This is a genomic window from Micromonospora sp. NPDC048170 (assembly GCF_040652795.1).
GTDB lineage: Bacteria > Actinomycetota > Actinomycetes > Mycobacteriales > Micromonosporaceae > Micromonospora.
In genome coordinates this window covers 19269-38744 of sequence record NZ_JBEZMR010000012.1, presented here as the reverse complement: position 1 = coordinate 38744, position 19476 = coordinate 19269, and the positions used below count along the sequence as shown (strand labels likewise).

14 protein-coding genes are annotated in these 19476 nt (G+C 72.6%); 9 read left to right on the top strand and 5 right to left on the bottom strand.

What is annotated here, in order from left to right; genetic code table 11:
- Window positions 1-4: 4 nt before the first annotated feature.
- Window positions 5-1699 (top strand): CocE/NonD family hydrolase, encoded by a 1695-nt coding sequence (locus AB0D32_RS17510; protein WP_357090810.1) that lies wholly within the window; start codon window positions 5-7, stop codon window positions 1697-1699.
- 148 nt (window positions 1700-1847) lie between these two features.
- The gene (locus AB0D32_RS17505) at window positions 1848-2672 is read left to right on the top strand and encodes a hypothetical protein (RefSeq protein ID WP_357090808.1); all 825 of its coding nucleotides are present in this window, start codon (window positions 1848-1850) and stop codon (window positions 2670-2672) included.
- Between the two features lie 118 nt (window positions 2673-2790).
- Here AB0D32_RS17505 and AB0D32_RS17500 read toward each other — a convergent pair whose 3' ends face one another.
- On the bottom strand, window positions 2791-2994 hold the full coding sequence (locus AB0D32_RS17500) for a cold-shock protein (RefSeq protein WP_088999344.1): 204 nt from the start codon (window positions 2992-2994) through the stop codon (window positions 2791-2793).
- A 184-nt stretch (window positions 2995-3178) separates the two neighbouring features.
- Between AB0D32_RS17500 and AB0D32_RS17495 the strand changes: the two genes are divergently transcribed.
- Together AB0D32_RS17495 and AB0D32_RS17490 are read left to right on the top strand one after the other, a co-directional pair.
- Window positions 3179-3862 carry a 50S ribosomal protein L11 methyltransferase gene (locus AB0D32_RS17495; RefSeq protein WP_357090806.1) on the top strand — a complete coding sequence of 228 codons (684 nt, stop codon included), beginning with the start codon at window positions 3179-3181 and terminating at the stop codon, window positions 3860-3862.
- 98 nt (window positions 3863-3960) lie between these two features.
- On the top strand, window positions 3961-4572 hold the full coding sequence (locus AB0D32_RS17490) for a VTT domain-containing protein (protein WP_357090804.1): 612 nt from the start codon (window positions 3961-3963) through the stop codon (window positions 4570-4572).
- 108 nt (window positions 4573-4680) lie between these two features.
- On the opposite strand, the gene AB0D32_RS17485 is transcribed toward AB0D32_RS17490, so the two are convergent.
- Window positions 4681-5334 carry an MBL fold metallo-hydrolase gene (locus tag AB0D32_RS17485; protein ID WP_357090802.1) on the bottom strand — a complete coding sequence of 218 codons (654 nt, stop codon included), beginning with the start codon at window positions 5332-5334 and terminating at the stop codon, window positions 4681-4683.
- Window positions 5335-5342: 8 nt separating this feature from the next.
- Window positions 5343-6059 (bottom strand): maleylpyruvate isomerase family mycothiol-dependent enzyme, encoded by a 717-nt coding sequence (locus tag AB0D32_RS17480; protein ID WP_357090799.1) that lies wholly within the window; start codon window positions 6057-6059, stop codon window positions 5343-5345.
- A 170-nt stretch (window positions 6060-6229) separates the two neighbouring features.
- Between AB0D32_RS17480 and rsgA the strand changes: the two genes are divergently transcribed.
- The 3 genes from rsgA to AB0D32_RS17465 all read left to right on the top strand — a co-directional run bounded on the left by rsgA (window position 6230) and on the right by AB0D32_RS17465 (window position 11161).
- Window positions 6230-7282, top strand: coding sequence for a ribosome small subunit-dependent GTPase A (gene rsgA, locus AB0D32_RS17475; protein ID WP_357090797.1), 1053 nt, complete (start codon window positions 6230-6232; stop codon window positions 7280-7282).
- A 247-nt stretch (window positions 7283-7529) separates the two neighbouring features.
- The gene (uvrA, locus tag AB0D32_RS17470; protein ID WP_357090795.1) at window positions 7530-10469 is read left to right on the top strand and encodes an excinuclease ABC subunit UvrA; all 2940 of its coding nucleotides are present in this window, start codon (window positions 7530-7532) and stop codon (window positions 10467-10469) included.
- Between the two features lie 209 nt (window positions 10470-10678).
- Entirely contained in the window at window positions 10679-11161 is a 483-nt protein-coding gene (locus AB0D32_RS17465) for a Rieske (2Fe-2S) protein (RefSeq protein WP_357090793.1), read from the top strand.
- 45 nt (window positions 11162-11206) lie between these two features.
- Here AB0D32_RS17465 and AB0D32_RS17460 read toward each other — a convergent pair whose 3' ends face one another.
- Complete coding sequence (locus AB0D32_RS17460; protein ID WP_357090791.1) at window positions 11207-12484, bottom strand: MFS transporter; 1278 nt, start codon at window positions 12482-12484, stop codon at window positions 11207-11209.
- 150 nt (window positions 12485-12634) lie between these two features.
- On the opposite strand from AB0D32_RS17460, the gene uvrC reads away from it, so the two are divergent.
- Window positions 12635-14692, top strand: coding sequence for an excinuclease ABC subunit UvrC (gene uvrC / locus AB0D32_RS17455; protein WP_357090788.1), 2058 nt, complete (start codon window positions 12635-12637; stop codon window positions 14690-14692).
- Between the two features lie 520 nt (window positions 14693-15212).
- Window positions 15213-17450: a hypothetical protein gene (locus AB0D32_RS17450; RefSeq protein ID WP_357090786.1), complete on the top strand. Its 2238-nt coding sequence runs from the start codon at window positions 15213-15215 to the stop codon at window positions 17448-17450.
- 121 nt (window positions 17451-17571) lie between these two features.
- Here AB0D32_RS17450 and recQ read toward each other — a convergent pair whose 3' ends face one another.
- Entirely contained in the window at window positions 17572-19425 is a 1854-nt protein-coding gene (gene recQ / locus AB0D32_RS17445; protein WP_357090784.1) for a DNA helicase RecQ, read from the bottom strand.
- Between the last annotated feature and the right edge of the window lie 51 nt (window positions 19426-19476).

Genomic DNA, 19476 nt, shown 5'->3' with positions numbered 1-19476 from the left:
CGTCGTGCTCGACCGGCTGGCGACCCGCCTTGCCACCGCCGCGCTTCGGTTGCCGCCCGCGCGCACCCGTCGGGTCACCCTCACCCGGGACATCCCGGTGCGGGTCCGTGACGGCGTGCCGCTGCGCACCGACCACTACGCCCCGGACCTGCCCGCCGCGCCCACCGTGCTGATCCGCACCCCGTACGGGCGGGGCGGGCCGATGCGGCTGCTCGGCCGGGTCGCCGCCGAACGCGGCTTCCACGTGGTGATCCAGTCCTGCCGGGGCACGTTCGGCTCGGGCGGTGCGTTCGCCCCGCTGGTGCACGAGCGCGAGGACGGCCTCGACACCCTCGACTGGCTGCGCCGCCAGCCCTGGTGGTCCGGGGCGTTCGGCATGTTCGGCGCCAGCTACCAGGGCTTCGTGCAGTGGGCCCTCGCCGCCGACGCCGGGGAGGAACTGCGTGCGATGGTCGCGGTGGTGACCGCCTCGGGCACCCGCGACTCGACGTACGCCGGGGAGTCCTTCGCCCTGGACACCGTGCTCACCTGGGCCGAGCTGCTCCAGGCGCAGACGGTGCCGTGGCTGGCCCGGCAGTGGGAGCTCAAGCGCGGGCAGCCGCGGCTGGTCGCGGCGTTGGCCCACCTGCCGCTGGCCGAGGCGGACCGGGTGGCCACCGGCGTCACCGTGCCGTTCTTCCAGGAGTGGCTGCGCCACCACACCCCGGACGCCGACTACTGGCACCCGCGCGTCTTCGGCGGCCGGATCGCCGAGGTCCAGGCGCCGGTGGCGATGGTGAGCGGCTGGCACGACATCTTCCTTCCGGCGCAGCTGCGCGACTTCGCGGCGCTGCGTGCGGCCGGTGCCCAACCCCGGCTGACCGTCGGGCCGTGGACCCACGGCAGCCCCGGCCTCCTCCTCGCCGGGCTGCGCGACGGGCTGGACCACCTCGACGAGCACCTCGCCGGGCGGCGCCCACGGGGGCGGAGCGCTGCCGGTCCGACCGCCCCGGTGAGGGTGCACGTCGGCGGCGCGGGAGCCGGCTGGCGGGACCTGCCCGACTGGCCGCCCCCATCGGCGCCGACCCCGTGGCACCTGCACCCGGCCGGCGGGCTGAGCACCGCCGCGCCCGTCCCGTCGGCGCCGGACGGCTTCCACTACGACCCGGCCGACCCGACGCCCTCGCTCGGCGGCCCGCTGCTCGTCGCCCAGCGGGCCGGGCCGGTGGACAACCGCCCGGTCGAGGCCCGGCCCGACGTGCTCACCTTCACCAGCGCCCCGCTCGACGCGCCCGTCGAGGTGATCGGCCCGGTACGCGCCGAGATCCACCTACGCAGCGAGCTGTCCCACTTGGACGTCTTCGTGCGACTGTGCGACGTGGACCGACGTGGCCGTTCCTGGAACGTCTGCGACGGACTGGTCCGGGTCGCGCCGGACCGGTTCCCCGCCGACGCGGCGGGCGTGGTGCGCGTACCGGTGGAACTCTGGCCCACGGCGCACCGGTTCGCGGCGGGGCACCGGCTGCGGGTGCAGGTCTCCGGCGGCGCCCATCCCCGCTACGCGCGCAATCCCGGCACCGGCGAGCCCCTCGGCACGGCCGTCACTCTGCGTGCCGGTTGGCGGGAGATCCTGCACGATCCGCAGTGTCCGTCCGCAGTGGTCCTGCCGGTCGTGCCGCCGGCCACCCAGCTTTCCACCAGCCGAAAAAACCCCTCCTGAGCTGGGCATTCATTCGTCGATGGGGTTATCGTTGGGCCAACGCCCGATGCTGTGCACCACTCGGTCGGGCCTGCGCTGAGGCTCTCACGCCGCCTACGCGGTGTGCACTGTCGTGCCCGGCCCCCGACCCATTCGCAAGGGGGAACCCATGACGCGGGCACCGGAAAACCTGCTGGCCGTCCGCCGCCTGCTGCTCGACCACCTAAACGTCGACCCCGACACCTCCCGCGATCAGGACCTCGAACCCGCCGAGGTCGGCATCGTCGGTGACCCCGCCCACCGGGGCGGCTACCACTGCGGCTCCGACCGGGTGGTGGCCAGGGACTACTCCGTCGTCGAATCGCCCCGCGACAAGGCAGGCCTGACCCTGGACGCGTCCGCCCTCGATGTCGGCCACTTCAAGGTCCGCGTCGCGGGTCGAACGCATGACCTGCGCAGCTTCTCCACCTGGTGCGTCGCGCAGTGCGTCGCCGGGACCCCGGACAGCCGGGACATCAGGGAGATCATCTACTCCCCGGACGGCAGGGTCGTCCGGCGGTGGGACCGCCTGCGCAGGCGAACGAGCGGCGACAACTCCCACCTGTGGCACACGCACTTCAGCTTCTTCCGCGACTCGACCAAGGCGAACCGGGACCAGACCCCGCTGTTCCGCCGCTACCTGACCACCATCGGACTCCTGGAGGACGACATGGCCATCACCGACGACGACGCCCGGAAGGTTGCCGCGGCCACCCTGAACATGCTGCTCGGCCGGTCCGGCCCCACGCTGGGGGCGGCGGTGCAGTCGATCCACCAGCAGATACCCAAGATCTCCGCCGGGCTCGCCGAACTGGGCGACCGGGACCTGGTCGACGAATCCGCGGTCATCGCCGGGGTCCTCGCCGGCCTCGACCCGGCCGCCATCGCCGCCGCCATCCCGCCCACCATGGCCCAACAGATAACCGACGAGTTGGCCCGCCGCCTGGCCGCTTGACCGGCTCGAGGCAAACGGTCCGACCGCACGGCGGCGACGGGACCTGCCCGCCACGCCGAAGCTGCTCTGAACGCGCTGCGGCGGCGGTCGTCAACCGACCGCCGCCACCGGCACGGAGCTACAGAGAACGGACGTTGTCCGCCTGCGGACCCTTCTGCCCCTGGGTCACCTCGAACTCGACCTTCTGGCCCTCGTTCAGCTCCCGGTAACCGCTCGACGCGATGGCCGAGTAGTGGACGAATACGTCCGGCCCTCCGCCGTCCTGCTCGATGAAGCCGAAGCCCTTTTCCGAGTTGAACCACTTAACCGTGCCGGTTGCCATGCATCTCTCCCTGTTCCAAAGCGGGTGACCCGCGGTCGTCGACCGATGATCGCCCGGTGCTCCCCCGAGAGTAACTGGCCAAACCCCGATTTGCTGGCCGAAGTGCCGCAGGCGCGCGGTGAACTCTTGCCGGGGCGGGGCGAAAGCCGGGCGGTGCCCGGTCACCTGGGGCATGCTAGCCCCGATGAGCGGTGCCACAGCCGACGCGCTGACCGAGCTGGAGCGGGAGATCGACGCTCCGGGCGGCGGGTTGGACCGGCTCCGGCTGGTGCCGATCCCGTTCGTCCCCGAGGTCCGGCTGCACCTGGCCGAGGACGCCATCGTCTGGTGGGCCCGGATGGAGGCGCACGCCGGGCACGCCCTGCCCCCGCCGTACTGGGCCTCGGTCTGGGCAGGAGGCCAGGCCCTCGCCCGCCATCTGCTGGATCACCCCGAACTCGCGGCCGGGCGCCGGGTGCTCGACCTCGCCGCCGGGTCCGGCCTGGTGGCGATCGCCGCCGCGCTCGCCGGCGCCGAGCGGGTGTTCGCCAACGACATCGACCCGTACGCGGTCGCGGCGGTCACCGTCAACGCCCAGGCCAACCGCGTCACCGTCGCGGCCACCGGCGGCGACCTGCTCGACTCCGACCCCGGCGGGGTGGACCTGCTGGTGGCCGGGGACGTGCTCTACGACCCGGCGATGGCCGCGCGGGTGCTGCCCTTCCTGCGGCGGGCCGCCAACACCGGCGCCGACGTGCTGGTCGGCGACCCCGGGCGGGGCCACCTGCCGCCGGGCGCGCTGACGGCGGTGGCGAGCTATCCCGTGCCGACCACCGAGCCCTCCGTCGACTCGCCCGTGCGCCGGGTGCAGGTGCTGCGCCCCTGGTGACCGCAGGCTCTCAGGGTCGACCCCGAGACCGATACCAGGGGGCGGTGGGGGATCGGACCCGATGACCGGGGTGGCCGGGCGGCCATAGCGTACGGGGCATGTCGGATTGGCTGACCCAGCTCGGAGAGCTCCCCACCACCCTGCTCATGGGGGTGCTCGGGGTGGTGATGCTCTTCGACGCCGTACCGCTGCTCGGGGTGCTGGTCCCCGGCGACGTGGCGATCCTGGCCGCGATGGGGGTCGGCGGTCCGACCACCGGGGCCATCACCTTCGCGGTCGTGGTGGCCGGCTGCCTCGCCGGCTGGTCGCTGAGCTTCTTCGCCGGCCGCCGCTACGGCGATCTCCTGCGCCGCAGCCGCTTCGGCGACTGGATCGGCGAGGAGCGCTGGGTGGCGGCGGAGGGGATCCTCCGGCGCGGGGGCGGCCGGATGGTGCTGGTCGCGCCCTTCCTGCCGGTGTTCAACGCGCTGCTGCCGCTGGCGGCGGGCGGGCTGCGGATGTCGTACCCGCGCTTCCTCGGCTGCGCGACGCTCGGCGCGGCCGCCTGGGCCGGTCTCTACCTGGTGCTGGGCAGCGCCTCGCGGTCGCTGGCGGGGCTGTTGCCGGGGGAGTCCAGCCCGATGCTGGTCACCATGGCGGTCGGCCTGCTGCTGGCGGGTGTGGTGCTGATGGGCACGCGGCGCCGACTGCGGGCGGTCACCGGGGCCTGACCCGCGCCAGACGGGGAACGGGCCCGACGAGAAAGCGGGGGTGAACGGGGGAACGGGGGTCGACGGGGGAGCGGGGCCGGGCGCGGATCGCGCCCGGCCCCGCTGACGTCACCAGCCGCGGGCGCGCCACTGGGGCAACGCGGAGCGTTCCGCGCCGAGCGTGCTGTCCTTGCCGTGGCCCGGGTAGAACCAGGTCTCGTCGGGCAACCGGTCGAAGAGCTTGTGCTCGACGTCGTCGATGAGCGCCGCGAACCGCTCCGGATCCTTGTCGGTGTTGCCGACGCCACCCGGGAAGAGGCTGTCGCCGGTGAACAGGTGCGGCGTTCCTGCCGGGTCACGGTAGAGCAGCGCGATCGAGCCGGGGGTGTGTCCCTTGATGTGGATGACCTCCAGCGCGCATTCGCCCACCGGCACGCTGTCGCCGTCGGCGAGCGTCTCGGCCTCGATCGGCAGCCCTGCCGCGTCGTCGGTGTGCACCAGCGGGCGGGCGCCCGTCTTGGCGACCACCTCCTCCAGCGCCACCCAGTGGTCCATGTGCTGGTGGGTGGTGACCACGGTGGCCAGCCCCGCGTCGCCCACCAGCTCGATCAGCCGGGGCGCCTCGTTGGCGGCGTCGATCAGCACCTGCTCACCGGTGGCCCGGCAGCGCAGCAGGTAGGCGTTGTTGTCCATCGGGCCCACCGACACCTTGGTGATGGTGAGCTGGTCGAGCTCGCGTACGGCCGGCGCACCGCCGGGCGTGACGTCTCCGCTGTAGGTCATGAGGTCGTCTATATCCATTCCGGTGGTTGCGGTAGGGGACCGTCGGGCGTGACGGTCAGCACGGTGCCAGGGCTGCGGCCGATCAGCCAGGCGGCGAGCTCGGGGGCGGCGCCGGTGACCGTGGGCGCGCTGCTCCGGTCGCCGACGACCAGTTCGTGCCGGCTGCCGTCGAAGCGCAGCACCAACGGTGGCACGTCATCGCGGTCGGCGAGGTCACCGGCCACCTCGTGCAGCAGCCGGTGGCCGAACGCCTCGGGCCAGTGGGACGGCCGGTAGCCGGCGGCGAGGTCCACGTGGTGCACCTCGATCTCACGCAGCCGTCCCCAGACCAGCATGGCCGCCGGCCAGGGGCCGCGCCGGGTCTGGACCGTGGCCGCCCACGCCTCGACCGGCATCGCGGCGACCGCCTCGGCGAACCGGTCGGCTGAGCGGCGCAGGTCGTCCAGGTGGGCGTCGGGTGGGCGGGTGGCGCCGGCCTCGATGTCGGCGTCCCGGGCCGTCGCGGAGGCGTACATCGGGATCGGCTCGCCGGTGCGGGCCGCGGTGAGCAGGTTGACGAAGCCGTCGGCGTTGCGGGCCAGATGAGTCAGGACGTGCCCCCGGCTCCAGCCCGGCAGCAGCGACACGGCGGCGAGGTCGCTGTCGTCGAAGGTGGCCGCGGCCCGCAGCAGGCGGCCTGTGGCGGCGTCCACCTCGCCGGTCAGCAGAAGCGGATCCATGGTCACCCACCGACCCTATCCGCCGGTCGGCCCCGCGTCGCCGGGGAAATCGCTTTCGGCGCGTCGCGGCGCGTCCTACCGTCGGCGTCGAACGCGTCACCGGAACGGCGGGGAGGTGGTGACCATGCCGGTAACAGCACGCGTGCGTCAACCGCTCCGACACCGATGAGGATGCCATGACCATCGACCTGACCGCCCTCGGCTGGGACGCCGACCGGGCGGCACACGTACGACGACGCGCCGGACACCGACCGGGCCGGGTGGCCCGGGTGGACCGCGGGGTCTGCACCGTGCTCTGCGCGGACGGCCCGGTCCGCGCCACCCTGGGCGGGGCGGTCCTGGCCGCCGCCGCCCGCGACTTGACCCGGCTGCCCTGCGCGGGGGACTGGGTGCTGCTGGGCACCTGGCCCGACCGCAACGTCACCGTGGAGGCGGTGCTGCCGCGGCGCACCGCCCTCGTGCGGCGGACCGCCGGCAAGGACGCCAGCGGTCAGGTGCTGGCCGCCAACCTGGACGCCGCCGCCGTGGTGGAGCCGGTGCACCCCGAACCGGACGTCGGCCGGATCGAACGGCTGCTCTCCCTGGCGCACGAGTCCGGCGCCCGGCCGCTGGTCGTGCTCACCAAAGCCGACCTGGCGGCCGACCCGGACGCCGTCGCGCGCCAGCTCGCCGGCGTGGCCCCGGGGGTGCCGGTGCTGGCCGTCAGCGCCGAGCACGGCACCGGGCTCGACCCGCTGCGCGCCGAGGTGGCGCCCGGCCGCACGCTCGGCCTGCTCGGCCCGTCGGGTGCCGGCAAGTCGAGCCTGGTCAACGCGCTGGCCGGGGCGGCGCTGATGCCCACCCAGGCGATCCGGCGGGTCGACGGCAAGGGCCGGCACACCACCACCTGGCGGGCGCTGCTCCCGGTGCCCGGTGGCGGCGCCGTGCTGGACACCCCGGGGGTACGGGCGGTCGGCCTGCTGGACGGCTCGGCGGGACTGGACCGGGCGTTCGCCGACATCGCCGAGCTGGCCACCGGCTGCCGGTACGCCGACTGCGGGCACGACGGTGAGCCCGCCTGCGCGGTGCGCGAGGCGTTGGAGAACGGCGAACTGCCGGCGCGGCGCTGGGAGAGTTGGCGCCGGTTGCAGCGGGAGGTGGCGTACGAGAGCCGGCGGCGGGAGACGCGGCTGGCCGCGGAGCGGCGCGGTGGCTGGCGCTCCGGCCGGCGGCGGGCCGCCCGCCCCTGACGGGTACGCGCGGGCGGAGTCGGTCACGGCCGGCTCCGCCCGCCTCCCGTGCGCGGCGGACCGTGCTGAGCTGGGGGAACGTGCTGGCGAGGAAAAGTGTCGTACCTCGGGGCTAGAGTTGCCGAGGCGCCTTTCTGCGCGCCCACGACCTCTTCGACAACCGCTCGAACCTGCTCAGACAACCGCTCAGAACAGCCTTGGAGCGGACAATTCCTCCTCATCGCCTTCACCCGGGAGTACACGGACAGTGGCCGACCGACTGATCATCCGTGGCGCGCGCGAGCACAACCTGCGTGACGTCAGTCTCGACCTGCCCCGGGACGCCCTGATCGTGTTCACGGGGCTCTCCGGGTCGGGCAAGTCGAGCCTGGCCTTCGACACGATCTTCGCCGAGGGGCAGCGCCGCTACGTCGAGTCGCTGTCGTCGTACGCGCGGCAGTTCCTCGGCCAGATGGACAAGCCGGACGTCGACTTCATCGAGGGCCTGAGCCCGGCGGTCTCCATCGACCAGAAGTCCACCTCGCGCAACCCGCGTTCGACGGTGGGCACCATCACCGAGGTCTACGACTACCTCCGGCTGCTCTTCGCCCGCATCGGCGAGCCGCACTGCCCGGTCTGCGGCGAGCGGATCTCCCGGCAGACCCCGCAGCAGATCGTCGACCGGGTCCTCGCGATGACCGAGGGCACCCGGTTCATGGTGCTCGCGCCGGTGGTGCGTGGCCGCAAGGGGGAGTACGTCGACCTCTTCGCCGAGCTCCAGGCCAAGGGCTACGCCCGGGCCCGGGTCGACGGCGTGGTGCACCCGCTGACCGAGCCGCCGAAGCTGAAGAAGCAGGAGAAGCACACCATCGAGGTGGTGATCGACCGGCTCACCGTCAAGCCGAGCGCCAAACAGCGGTTGACCGACTCGGTCGAGGCCGCCCTCGGCCTGTCCAGCGGCCTGGTCCTGCTCGACTTCGTCGACCTGCCCGAGGGCGATCCGGAGCGCGAGCGGCGCTACTCCGAGCACCTGGCCTGCCCCAACGACCACCCGCTCGCGATCGAGGATCTGGAGCCCCGGGTCTTCTCCTTCAACGCCCCCTACGGCGCGTGCCCCGAGTGCACCGGCCTCGGCACCAAGAAGGAGGTCGACCCCGAGCTGCTCGTCCCCGACCCGGAGCGCACCCTGCGCGAGGGCGCGATCCAGCCCTGGTCGACCGGGCACAACCTGGAATACTTCCTGCGCCTGTTGGAGGCCCTCGGGGAGGCCGAGCACTTCGACGTCGACACGCCGTGGCGGGCCCTGCCGTCACGGGCGCAGAAGACGATCCTGCACGGCTCCGACGACCAGGTGCACGTGCGCTACCGCAACAAGTTCGGCCGCGAGCGCTCCTACTACACCGGCTTCGAGGGCGTGGTGCAGTGGATCGAGCGCCGGCACACCGACACCGAGTCGGAGTGGTCGCGGGAGAAGTACGAGGGCTACATGCGAGACGTGCCCTGCGCGGCCTGCGGCGGTGCCCGGCTCAAGCCCGAGGTGCTCGCGGTCACCCTGGCCGGCAAGAGCATCGCCGAGGTCTGCAACCTGTCGGTGGGCGAGGCCGCCGACCTGCTCGCCGGCATCGAGCTGACCGACCGGCAGAAGATGATCGCCGAGCGGGTTCTGAAGGAGATCAACGCCCGGCTGAGGTTCCTGCTCGACGTCGGTCTCGACTACCTCTCCCTGGACCGTCCGGCCGGCACCCTCTCCGGCGGCGAGGCGCAGCGCATCCGGCTGGCCACACAGATCGGCTCCGGCCTGGTCGGCGTGCTCTACGTGCTCGACGAGCCGTCGATCGGGCTGCACCAGCGGGACAACCACCGGCTGATCGAGACCCTGGTGCGGCTGCGCGGGCTGGGCAACACGCTGATCGTGGTGGAGCACGACGAGGACACCATCCGCACCGCCGACTGGATCGTCGACATCGGCCCGGGCGCGGGCGAGCACGGTGGCAAGATCGTGCACAGCGGTTCCGTGCCGGCGCTGTTGGAGAACCCGGAGTCGGTGACCGGGGCCTACCTGGCGGGTCGCCGGTCGATCCCGACTCCCCAGGTGCGCCGTCCGCAGACCCCGGACCGGGAGCTGGTGGTGCACGGCGCGCGCGAGCACAACCTGCGCAACCTGACCGTCCCGTTCCCGCTCGGCCAGCTCATCGCCGTCACCGGGGTCAGCGGCTCCGGCAAGTCCACGCTGGTCAACGACATCCTCTACGCGGTGCTGGCCAACCAGATCAACGGGGCCCGGCTGGTGCCCGGCCGGCACACCCGGGTCTCCGGGCTGGAGCACGTGGACAAGGTTGTCGGCGTCGACCAGTCGCCGATCGGCCGCACGCCGCGGTCCAACCCGGCCACCTACACGGGGGTCTGGGACCACGTCCGCAAGCTCTTCGCCGAGACCACCGAGGCCAAGGTCCGGGGGTACGGCCCCGGCCGGTTCTCGTTCAACGTCAAGGGTGGCCGCTGCGAGGCGTGCTCCGGCGACGGCACCATCAAGATCGAGATGAACTTCCTGCCCGACGTGTACGTCCCGTGCGAGGTCTGCAAGGGCGCCCGCTACAACCGGGAGACCCTGGAGGTGCACTACAAGGGCAAGACCGTCTCCGACGTGCTGGAGATGCCGATCGAGGAGGCGGCCGAGTTCTTCTCCGCCATCCCGGCCATCCACCGGCACCTCAAGACGCTGGTCGACGTCGGCCTCGGCTACGTACGGCTCGGCCAGCCCGCGCCGACGCTGTCCGGCGGCGAGGCACAGCGGGTCAAACTCGCCTCCGAGTTGCAGAAGCGCTCCACCGGTCGCACCGTCTACGTCCTCGACGAGCCGACCACCGGCCTGCACTTCGAGGACATCCGCAAGCTGCTGATGGTGCTGGAGGGGCTGGTCGACAAGGGCAACACGGTGATCACCATCGAGCACAACCTCGACGTGATCAAGTCGGCCGACTGGCTGGTCGACATGGGTCCCGAGGGCGGTCACCGGGGCGGCACGGTGCTCGCCACCGGCACCCCCGAGGAGGTCGCCGAGGTCGCCGAGAGCCACACCGGGCAGTTCCTGCGGCAGGTGCTCAGGCTCGACGGCGAGGCGAAGGGCGCGGCGGCGGCCACCTCCCGGGCGGCCAAGGCCAACGGCACGAAGTCCCGCACCCGGAAGGTGCCGGCCGGAGCACGCTGACGGCGCGGCCTGCACAGTGCCGGCCGGGCACGCCGCCCGACGACCGGGCGCGGGGCGCTTCGCTGACCGGCGCCGCCCGGGCGGGTCGTACGGCCCGCCCGGACGGCCCCGGGTCGCTGATCGGGTGAACCGTCGGGCAGAGTTCTCCGTGTATCCGAGTGTGGCCGCGGATCACGACCAGGCGGCGGCAGCCGAGAGAAGGGCGAGGCATGAGTGACGATCAGGAGCTGACCGGGCCGGCGGCGCGGACGCGACGCGCCCTCCTCACGGGCGCGGGCGCCGTCGGCGCGGCGGTGGTCCTGGCCGCCTGCGGCAGCGACGACTCCGGCGACCCGGCGGCCCCGACCAGTGGCGGCCCGGCGGTGCCCAACACCGGAGACGCCGGCGGCGGCGACCGCCAGGGCGCGCAGTCGCTGGCCCGTACGGCCGACATCCCGGTGGGTGGTGGCGCCGTCTACCCCGCCCAGGGCGTGGTGATCACCCAGCCCCGCGCGGGCGAGTTCAAGGGGTTCGACTCGATCTGCACCCACCAGGGCTGCCCGGTGACGAACGTCGACGGCGGCACCATCAACTGCACCTGCCACTTCAGCAAGTTCTCGATCGAGGACGGCTCGGTCAAGGGCGGCCCGGCCACCAAGCCCCTCCCGCCGAAGAACGTCAAGGTTACCGGCGACCAGATCTCGCTGGCCTGACCGGGCGGGTGCGGCCGGCGATCCGACCCGGGCCGCCGGCCCCGCTCAGTCCGCCGCGGCGCCCGCCCCGACCGTCTGCCGGCTGCCCGCCGGCGCCGGTTCCCGTACGGAGTCCGGCGGCAGGCTTCGTTCCAGCCGCAGGATGCCGGCGACGCCGACGGCGTTGAGCAGCGCCAGCGCCAGCCAGGGCGCGGCGGTGTCGACCTCGTACAGGGTGCCGAAGAAGGCCGGCGCGACCATCGAGGCGATGGCGAACGAATACTGGAACGCCGCCAGGTAGCGGCCCCGGGCGGCGGCCGGTGCGGCAGCCGCGGCCAGCGCGGCGGAGGCCGGCGCGTGCACCAGCTCCGCGACGGTGAACAGCAGCGTCGCCGCGATGAGCAGCGCGGCCACCACGCCGAGGGGCCCCGGCCCGAGGGCAGCCATGGCGAGACCCCAGGCCGTCCACAGGGCCGCTGCCAGCGCGATCGCGCGGGTGCGGCGGTGGCGCGGCAGGCGGGTGCCGACGAGCGCGGACAGCAGGGCGACGAGCAGCGCGTTGCCGGCCAGGATGCCGGAGGTCAGCCATGCGGGGCCCCGCAGGTCCGTGAGCAGCACCGTGGGCAGGGCCAGGCCGAGCATCATGCTGCTCAGCGCGAAGATGGTGTTCAGGCCGACGAGGGCGAGAAACGGCCGGTCCCGGACCAGCGCGGCGTACCCGCCCCGCCCCTTGTCCGCCGGGCGGACGTCAGCCGCCGGGATCCGTACGCACGCGGCGATGAGCACCGCGGCGAGGGCGAAACAGGCCGCCGCCCCGTAGGCCACCGCACGGTAGGTGGCCGCCCGCCCGTCGGCCACCACCACCCCGGTGGTCAGTCCCCCCACCGCCAGCCCGGCGGTACGGGCGCCGTTGCTGATCGCGTACCAGGTGTCGCGGGGCCAGCCGCCGGGACTGCCGTCGGCGTAGTCGGCGACCGCCGTGAAGACGGCCGACCAGAAGAACCGCACGCCGACGGCGACCAGCGCCGCCGCCACGAAGACGCCCACCGGCCCCCGCACCCAGGCGTACGCCAGGAAGCCGGCCGCCTGGAGCAGTTGGGAGGCGACGACCACCGGCAGCGCGCCCACCCGGTCCGCCAGCGCCCCCGCCCACAACGGCACCGGGAGGGTGAGCACGGTCGCCGCGCTGAGCAGCACCCCGAGCAGCGCCAGCGGCACGTCGGTCAGCCGCAGGAAGTACACCAGCGACAGGGGCAGGAACAGCCCGTTGCCGACCGAGTCGACGGTGAGGGCCGCCACGAGGACGGCACCCCCTCGGCTGCGTCCCGCGCGGTTCGTACCCATCCGCGGTGCCTCCTCGCGTCGCCTCCGGGGTCGGGGCGGATGCTAGCCGGGGGCGTTCCCCACGGGCACCGGATTTGACCGGGCCGCCGGGCCCTCGTCCCGGATCCGGCGTTCCCGGGGCTGTCGGGGGTGCGGACTAGGCTTGCTGCCGTGGCTGACCCCTCGACCTACCGCCCCGCGCCCGGCACGATCCCGGAGTCACCGGGGGTCTACCGCTTCCGCGACGGCACCGGCCGGGTGATCTACGTCGGCAAGGCGAAGAGCCTGCGCAGCCGGCTCAACTCCTACTTCGCCGACCTGTGGGGCCTGCACCAGCGCACCCAGCAGATGGTCACCACCGCCGAGTCGGTCGACTGGGTCACCGTCGGCACCGAGGTCGAGGCGCTCCAGCTCGAATACACCTGGATCAAGCAGTACGACCCGCGCTTCAACGTCCGCTACCGCGACGACAAGTCCTACCCCTACCTCGCGGTCACCCTCGACGAGGAGTTTCCCCGGTTGCAGGTGATGCGGGGCGCCAAGCGCAAGGGGGTGCGCTACTTCGGTCCCTACTCGCACGCCTGGGCGATCCGCGAGACGCTCGACCTGCTGCTGCGGGTCTTCCCGGCGCGCACCTGCTCGGCCGGCGTCTTCAAACGCGCCGGCCAGGTCGGCCGCCCCTGCCTGCTGGGCTACATCGACAAGTGTTCCGCCCCGTGCGTCGGCAGCGTCACGCCCGAGCGGCACCGGGAGATCGTCGACGGCTTCTGCGACTTCATGGCCGGCCGCACCGACACGATGGTGCGCAGGCTGGAACGGGAGATGACCGAGGCCAGCGAGCAGTTGGAGTTCGAGCGGGCGGCCCGGCTGCGCGACGACGTGGCCGCGCTGCGCCGGGCGATGGAGAAGCAGACCGTCGTGCTCGGCGACGGCACCGACGCCGACGTGGTCGCGTTCGCCGACGACCCCCTCGAAGCGGCCGTCCAGGTCTTCCACGTGCGCGACGGCCGGGTCCGTGGCCAGCGGGGCTGGGTGGTGGAGAAGACGGAGGAACTGAGCACGGGCGACCTGGTGCACCACTTCTGCACCCAGGTCTACGGCGGCGAGCAGGGCGAGGCCGACGTGCCCCGCGAGCTGCTCGTGCCGGAGCTGCCCGGCGATGTCGACGCGCTGGCCGAGTGGCTCTCCGGCCACCGGGGCAGCCGGGTGACCCTGCGGGTGCCGCAGCGCGGCGACAAGCGGTCGCTGCTGGAGATGGTCGAGCGCAACGCGAAGGACGCCCTCGCCCGGCACAAGCTGCGCCGGGCCGGCGACCTGACCACCCGGAGCAAGGCGCTCGACGAGATCAGCGAGGCGCTCGACATGCGCACCTCCCCGCTGCGCATCGAGTGTTTCGACATCTCCCAGATACAGGGCACCGACGTGGTGGCGAGCATGGTCGTCTTCGAGGACGGGCTGCCCCGCAAGAGCGAATACCGGCGCTTCATCATCCGTGGCGCCACCGACGACCTCTCCGCCATGTCGGAGGTGCTGCGTCGTCGCTTCGCCCGCTACCTCGACGCCCGCGCCGAGACCGGCGAGGCGGGCGTCGAGCCGGCCGACGACCCCGTCGCCCCGGCAGGGCAGGCCGGGCCCGACGGCGCTGCCGTCCCGGCCGGGCCCGACGGCCTCGCCGCTCCGGCCGGGCCCGACGAGTCTGCCGTCCCGGCCGGGCCCGACGAGCCCCGGGTCGGTGCCCTCATCGACCCGACCACCGGGCGACCGCGCCGGTTCGCGTACCCGCCGCAGCTGGTGGTGGTCGACGGCGGCGCGCCGCAGGTCGCGGCGGCGGCCCAGGCCCTCGCGGAGCTGGGCGTCGACGACGTGGCGCTGTGTGGCCTGGCCAAGCGGCTGGAGGAGGTCTGGCTGCCCGACGACGAGTTCCCGGTCATCCTGCCGCGCACCTCGGAGGGGCTCTACCTGCTGCAACGGGTGCGCGACGAGGCGCACCGCTTCGCCATCACCTTCCACCGCCAGCGGCGCTCCAAGCGGATGACCGAGTCCGCACTGGACCAGGTGCCCGGCCTGGGTGAGGTGCGGCGCAAGGCGCTGCTGCGCCACTTCGGCTCGCTCAAGCGGCTCTCCGCCGCCACGGTGGAGGAGATCATCGAGGTGCCCGGCGTCGGTCGGCGCACCGCCGAGGCGATCCTCGCCGCCCTGGGCGGCGGTAAGCCGCCCGCGCGGTCCTGACTGCCAGTCCAGACGCCTCTGCCAGGTGCCGTACCGGCCCTTCCGGGCCCTCGCCGTCTTCCGGACTCCCGAGCTGCCGGCGGTACGGCTACCGGCCCACGCCCACCGAGCCACCGCCGCGGCCCGCGGCCGGCCGCCGTGCCCGACTGCGTCAGGGTCTTGACATCCGACACGTTCGATATACGGTCAAGGCCGTAATGTGGCCCATTGATGGTCGGCAGGACGCCGTCGACGGCCGCGAATTCTTCCTTCACGCCACCGCTCCACGGAGGTCGACTTGCTCACACCGGTGCGAAAACTGTCCCTGGCCATAGCGGCCGGTGTCCTCATAGCATCAACGGGTAGCGGGGCTCTCGCCGCTGCGCCGGTTCAGCCGCTGACCGTGGACTCGGTCGTGCGGAACGGTGGATTCGAGGATCCTGCCTCGGCCACTGCAATTCCGGGCTGGACCCAAAGGTACGGGGCGGGCGGCTTCAGTGTTGTCGCATCGCCGACGCACGGCGGGTCGCAGGCGCTTTCCATGGAGGATGCCAGCAACACCGGCCAGTTTGGTCTGCTCAGCGACCCGGTGCCGGTGATCGCTGACCAGAGGTACGACTTCGGGGCCTGGGCGCTCGTCAAGCACGGCATTCCGTCGATCGTCGTCTACTACTACGACGCGGCGGGGCGGCAGCTGTCCAGCAGCTCGCACCGCATCTACTACAGCGACCCGACCGCCTGGGCCTGGGAAGGGGTGACCGCGACAACCCCCGCGGGGACGGCCACCGCCCGGATCCTGCTCTACTCGTCCACCGCCGATGTCACCAGCGTCACCTGGGACGACGTCACGTTCCGGCGCGCAGTGCCGCGGACCGAGACCTCCATCGGGCATCCTGTGGTGGCCGCCAACATCCTCGACACCGCGTACGGTGTGGGGCCCGACGGTCGCGAGGAGATATACACCGTCACCACCGGTACGCCCGCCCGGTTCGAGGTGATCGACGTAGCGTCCGGCGACCTCAAGCACGCGGTCTCCATGCCCGCCGGCGCACAGGGATCATGGACGCTCGTCACTGGTGGTGACGGTTCGGTCTACATCGGTTCCTACAACGACGGGGTGCTCTACCGCTGGTCGCCGTCGACCGCCAAGCTGGAGTCGCTGGGCCGGCCCACCCCGAACGCCCGATACCTGTGGGACCTGGAGGTCGACGAGAACGGCATCGTCTGGGGTGGCACCTACCCGAAGGGTGAGGTGTTCAGCTTCAACCCCGCCACCGGTGACTTCACCAGCTACGGCAGCGTCTCGGACGAGGCGTACGTACGCAGCGTCGCCGTCGCCGACGGACTGGTCTACGCCGGCCTCGGCAGCTCGAAGCCGCGCATCGTCGTGCTCGATCCCGGCACCGGAACCCGGCGCACCATCGAACTCCCCGCCGAGCACCGCGACAACGAGTTCGTCTACTTCCTCGACATCCGGGGCGACACGATGTTCGCCCGGGTCACCCCGGGTAACCACATGCTCGCCTACGACCTGAAGCGAGGTAGGTGGGCCACCGATCTCGGGCCGACCTCGTTCGGCAGTGTGTCGGAGCCCGGGCCGCGACGGGACGTCTACTACATCGACGCGGCCGGTGAACTGCGTGCGTACAACCTCACATCCGGCCGGGTGCGGGGGACGGGCATGAAGAACCTCAAACCGGCGCGGGACTTCGGCTGGGTGCACCTGGGCGGCGCAGACTTCCCGGGCAACACGCTCGCGTTCATGTACCAGACCGGCGAGCTGGCTCTCTACAACCCGGTGACCGGAAAGCACGCCATCCGCCAGACCGATGTGGAGACGGCACCGATCAAGATCCAGTCGATCGCCCGGGGACCCGACGGTCGGATCTACACCGGCGGTTACATGTACGAGGGTGTCTCCGCGTACGACCCGGCAACGGGGACCACCGAGCAGCTGCCCCGCGGGCACGTCGGGCAGGTCGAGGGGATGCTGGCCCACGACGGCGACCTCTACCTCGGGACGTACACCCGGGCCAACCTGTACCGGTACGATCCGACCCGGCAGTGGGACGGCACCACGAACCCCGAGCACGTCGGAGCCCTGGAGCACCTCGAGCAGGACCGGCCGTTCGCCTGGGCGTCCGTGGGCGACCGGGTGGCCTTCGGCACTGTCCCCTCCTACGGCAAGCTCGGCGGGGTCCTCGGCCTGTACGACCCGCAGACCAGGGAACTTGTCACGCACCGGGACGTCGTTCCGGGCCACAGTATCGTGTCGCTGGCCGCGGCGGGCCAGGTGCTCTTCGGGGGCACCTCCGTCCACGGTGGGCTGGGCTCCACGCCGACGGACCGGACCGCGAAGATCTTCGCCTGGGACACCACCCGTAACGCCAAGCTGTGGGAGATCACGCTCAGCCCGGAGGTCGAGGCCGTGACCGCCCTGACCGTCGCCCCGAACGGCAACCTCTGGGCGATCGACATGGGTCGGTTGTACGAGCTGGACCCGGCCACCGGCCAGGTGCTGCGCAAGACCCAGCTCACCCCGTACCTGTGGCAAGGGGCCGCCGTCTGGGTCAGCGCGGACCTCGAGTTCGCCGAGGACGGCACCCTGTACGCGTTGAGCCGGGGCAACCTCTTCCAGGTCGATCCGACGACCCTGGAGCGGCGGAGGCTGGCCGACGGGATCACCAACTACACCTTCGCCCGTGACGGGCACACGTTGTACTACACCCGTTCCGACGAGGTGTTCCGCCTCAGCCCTGAGGCGGACTCCGCCGGCTGATCCGGACCGCCGGGCCGCTCCGGCGATCAACCGCGATCGGGTCGGGAGGTTCTGCTTCCCGACCCGGTCGTCGCGCCCGGCGAACCCCGTCGCCGGCGGCTGCGGTCAGGTAGCCGGTGGCTCAACCGGCCGCCGGCTCCACGGTCAGGACGGTCAGGATCTGCTCGCCGTACTTGGCGAGTTTGTTCTCGCCGACGCCGCTGACCTGGGACAGCCCTGCCAACGAGGTGGGCGCGTCGGTGGCGATCTGCCGCAGCGTGGCGTCGTGGAAGATCACGTACGCCGGGACGCCCTGCTCCTTGGCGGTGGCCGCCCGCCACGCCCGCAGCCGCTCGAAGACCCCGGCGGCGGTCGGGGACAACTCGGCGACGACGGTGGCCGCCCCGCGCGGCTTGGCCGCCCGGGACGAGGCGACCTTCTCCGGCTCGCGGCGCATCATCACCGTGCGCCGGCGGCCCAGCACCTCCGCGCTGGCCTCGGTGAGTGCCAGCGTGCCGTAGTCGCCCTCGACGGCCAGCAGCCCCTCGGCCAGCAGTTGCCGTACCACGCCGCGCCACTCGGCCTCGCGTAGCTCGCCGCCGATGCCGAAGACGGTCAGCGAATCGTGGCCGTACTGGGTGACCTTGTCGGTCGCCCGGCCGAGCAGGATGTCGACGCAGTGCCCGGCACCGAAGCGCTGGTTGCGTTCCCGATCGAGCCGGAAGATCGTGGAGAGCAGCTTCTGCGCCGCGACGGTGCCGTCCCAGGATTCCGGCGGGCTGAGGCAGGTGTCGCAGTTGCCGCAGGCGGCGGTGGCCTTCTCGCCGAAGTAGTCGAGCAGTTGGCCACGCCGGCAGCGGACCGTCTCGCAGAGGGCGAGCATCGCGTCGAGGTGGGCGGCGAGGTTGCGCCGGTGGGCGAGGTCCCCGTCGGAGGTCTCGATCATCTTGCGCTGCTGCACCACGTCCTGGAGCCCGTACGCCAGCCAGGCGGTCGACGGCAGGCCGTCCCGCCCGGCCCGACCGGTCTCCTGGTAGTAGCCCTCGACCGACTTGGGCAGGTCGAGGTGGGCGACGAAGCGGACGTCGGGCTTGTCGATGCCCATGCCGAAGGCGATGGTCGCCACCATCACCAGGCCGTCCTCGCGCAGGAACCGCTGCTGGTTGCGGGCGCGGGTCGCCGCGTCGAGGCCGGCGTGGTAGGGCAGCGCGGCGACGCCGTTGGCGGTGAGGAACTCGGCCGTCTTGTCCACCGAGGCGCGGGACAGGCAGTAGACGATGCCGGCGTCGCCGGGGTGCTCGTCGCGCAGCAGGCTCAGCAACTGCTTTCGTGGCTCGCGCTTGGGCACGATCCGGTACTGGATGTTGGGCCGGTCGAAGCTGGCCACGAAGTGCCGGGCGTCGGTGAGCTTGAGCCGGGTGGCGATCTCGTCGCGGGTCGCGCTGGTCGCCGTGGCGGTGAGTGCGATCCGGGGCACGTCGGGCCAGCGCTCGTGCAGCATCGACAGGGCGAGGTAGTCGGGGCGGAAGTCGTGCCCCCACTGCGACACGCAGTGCGCCTCGTCGATGGCGAACAGGGCGATCCTGCCCCGGTCGAGCAACTGCTGCGCACCGCGGGTGCCCAGCGCCTCCGGGGCGAGGTAGAGCAGGTCCAGCTCACCGCCGACGAACGCCCGCTCCACCGCGCGGCGGGCGTCGAGATCCTGGGTCGAGTTGAGGAAGCCGGCGCGGACGCCGACCGCCGTCAGCGCGTCGACCTGGTCCTGCATCAGCGCGATCAGCGGGGAGATCACCACCGCGACGCCGTCACGGACCAGCGCCGGGATCTGGTAGCACAACGACTTGCCGCCACCGGTGGGCATCAGGACCAGCGCGTCGCCGCCGGCCACGACGTGGTCGATCACCTCCTGCTGGAAGCCGCGGAAGGCGTCGTAGCCGAACACCCGGCGCAGCACCTCCACGGCGTCGGAGGAGCGCAGGTCGGTGGGGGAAGCCATCCGAGGATTCTACGAACCCTCCCCGACACCCGGGCGACCCGAGCGGGCGGG